The organism is Succinivibrio sp. (assembly GCF_045124615.1).
GTDB classification, from domain to species: Bacteria; Pseudomonadota; Gammaproteobacteria; order Enterobacterales; family Succinivibrionaceae; genus Succinivibrio; species Succinivibrio faecicola.
Genome location: NZ_JBGVMC010000052.1, coordinates 1 through 2955 on the forward strand (window position 1 = coordinate 1; position 2955 = coordinate 2955).

Annotated in this window: 5 protein-coding genes; all 5 read right to left on the bottom strand. The window is 33.3% G+C overall.

The window, feature by feature from the left end; genetic code table 11:
• Window positions 1–271: ATP-binding cassette domain-containing protein (locus tag ACJML3_RS01315; RefSeq protein WP_406019949.1), on the bottom strand; the 271-nt coding region annotated here is incomplete at its 3' end.
• 36 nt (window positions 272–307) lie between these two features.
• Window positions 308–1255, bottom strand: a complete 948-nt coding sequence (locus tag ACJML3_RS01320; RefSeq protein WP_406019951.1) for a metal ABC transporter substrate-binding protein — start codon at window positions 1253–1255, stop codon at window positions 308–310.
• A gap of 53 nt (window positions 1256–1308) precedes the next feature.
• Entirely contained in the window at window positions 1309–1617 is a 309-nt protein-coding gene (locus ACJML3_RS01325; RefSeq protein WP_406019953.1) for a hypothetical protein, read from the bottom strand.
• Window positions 1618–1891: 274 nt separating this feature from the next.
• Window positions 1892–2437 (bottom strand): hypothetical protein, encoded by a 546-nt coding sequence (locus ACJML3_RS01330; protein WP_406019955.1) that lies wholly within the window; start codon window positions 2435–2437, stop codon window positions 1892–1894.
• 11 nt (window positions 2438–2448) lie between these two features.
• Window positions 2449–2955 (bottom strand): lipid II flippase MurJ (locus ACJML3_RS01335; RefSeq protein WP_406019957.1); only part of this gene is annotated, 507 nt, incomplete at its 5' end.

The window sequence follows — 2955 nt, forward strand, 5'->3', positions numbered from 1 at the left end:
TGATTACTTCCTTAACTGTTGCAGGAAAGTAGATATCATCAGAGTTTTTCTGTGCTACATAACCTAGTTTTATATCAGAGCAAAAGCTCAAAGATCCTACAACTTTTCTGTTGTCCTTGATGATTGTTTTTAAAAGTGTGCTTTTTCCAGCCCCATTAGGTCCTACAAGTGCTAGATATTCACCTTTTTTTATTGCGAATGAAACATCATGTACAACTTTTTGTGCTTCAAATGTGACGCTTAGATTTTTAACATTTAAAATTGTATTCATAGTAAAAAAGCAGGCAGATAACTGCCTGCAAAAAGGTTAGTTTAAAGCTTCTATTAGATAATCAATATTTGATTCAAATAAGGATGCAACACTTACATCATTCTTTAACTGTTCAACAGTAACATTATGTCCTGTATTGAATGTGTAAACTTTTGCATTTGTCTGTCTTGCAACAGTATTTGCAATCTGATCTGATGAAAGTTCGATTTTGAAAATCACCTTGATATTGTTCTGTATTGTCTTATCAATAAGGAATTTTAAGGTGGCTGCAGAAACCTCGTTTTCGCTTGAACAGCCTTTGAATGCAGCATAATAATCAAGGTTATAGTCTTTTACAAAATATAAAAGAGGGAATCTGTCAGCAAATATAAGCAGTTTGTTTTTTGACAAATCGCTGATTTTAGTAAACTTTTTATCAAGTACTACAAATTCCTTAATATATTCAGCTGTATTAGCCATATAAAACTGTGCATTATCAGGATCAAGGCTGATAATTTTTTTGCAGAGTTTGTTTAGGATAATGATATCGTTTTTTGGTGATGTCCAGACATGCTCGTCGTATTCAACCTCTTCATCAGAATCATGGTGATGATCATGCTCGTCACCGTCTTCTTCCTCACTTTGCATACCTTCCTTTGTTTCTTCCTCCCTTAAATTTACAGAAGATACAAATGAAAAATGCTGAATCTGATTGTTTGAGCTTTTAATGAGTTTTTCAATCCATTCGTCATTTTCACCACCGTTATATACGAACAGATCTGAATTTTGAATACTGATTATGTCTTTTGGAGTTGGTTCAAAGCTGTGGGCCTGAGCACCAGGCTTTAGAAGCATAATTACTTTTGCTTTGTTCTTAACGATATGATTTACAAAATCGTATTGTGGAAAATTAGTAGTAACAATATTCAGCTCTTTTGCTAATGCACAATCAGATAGCATCACAGAGCCTAAAAGAGCAAAAACTCTTAAAAGTTTTGATAACATTTAAAACCTCGTTTGGTAAAAAAAGAAAATAGAAAATAAAGAAGATTGTTTTTCTATTCTGTCTTTTTCACTTTTACGCTAACGAGTGTCTGTGCTGTCTTCTCAATGCTGTAATCAGAATTGATATAAAGATCTATTGAATTAAAGGCAAACTGACTTGCATTTATTTCATTTGGAGGTATTGGAGTCTGGCAGTCTGCATTTATGGTATGTACATTCAAACATATTGAACAGCAGATTGGATCAGAGCAGTGATGATTGAGACTTTCTGTTTTTAAGTGGATAAAAAAGGCGTTTATAAACACATAACACAGTGTTATGTACAGTACTTTTCCTAAACTGTTATTTCTGTTTATAAACATAATTACTCCATCATCAGATTTGCAATTATGGCACATTTTTTTATTTGTACAAGGCAAAAATTGCTTGAAAAAGCAAATTCTAATATATGCGCAAATGCTCATATATAAAGGCTTTAAGACGGTTGGTTATGATTTAGTGAGTCAACTTATGAAAAGACACTGCTACAAAAACAGAAGATCAAAATATGTGTTTTAAGATTTGATTTTGATGGTAAAGAGCCTTCAGATAAAGAAAGGTTATTATGCTTTTTCTAAAGGCTCTGAAATTCTTTGATTAAACTAGCTCTTTGTGGCTTTCTAGGTAATCTAGAAATTCTTTTGTCTTACTCCAGTATTTAATACCCCAGTTTTCAAAATTCCACTCTTCCATATAAGAGTTGCACTCATAGTCTATATAGAAAAGTTCATCATTCTGAAGAACGAAATTTGTTGGAAAGTAATCAATATTTGTAGATGCTGGATATAGTTTCTCACACATCTGTCTTACCTGTGCAATGCAACATTCAGGAAGAGCATCTTTTGCAACCATTGAGAAGACAGTTTCGCCTTCAATATATTCTTTTTGTATTGTTTCTCTTGCAACATCAACATCAATCATCTTTGGTAGTCTGATACCAATATCTGACAGCTTTTTGTAATCGTTTATCTCAGATTCGATTTTGTTGCCAAAAGTATAGTAATCGCAAGGTTCATGATGGATCTGCTTAACTACATACTTTTTACCGTCAAGAGTTGCAAGATATGAATAACCACCTTTGCCTTTGCCGAGAAGTTTGACAATTTCGAAGGTTTTATCGTTCACTGTGATTGTATTGCTCATAAAGGTTCCTTTTATTTTTTAAGTTGTTTGATTTTTATTCTTAATACTGTAGCTGTAGCTAAAAACACTACAGTTCCTGCAACTATATACAATGTAAGATATGTTGCAGCTTTGATTGTACTCATATTTATCCAGTCTGAAAAGTCTGGTGATGTTGATCGTAAAAAAATAGCCATTATTAAACCGCTAATAGCAATTTTTGCGATAAATATCAGTGTCTGTGAGCTGAATGAATAGATATTCTTTTTGTATAAGAAGAATATTAAGAGCGATAGATTTACAAATGCTGCAAGTGCTGTAGACAGAGCAAGGCCCACATAATCTAAAGGAAATACCAGTATAAGATTGAATATGATATTTGATCCAATTGCAATTAAAGAGCATTTTACAGGTGTTTTGGTATCTTCAAGTGCAGCAAAGCCCTGAACAACAACTCTGACCATCATGATTGCGACAAGTCCTGAAACAGAAGCTACAAGGGATGCTGATGACAGGAGCACATGATCAGCTGTGAATGC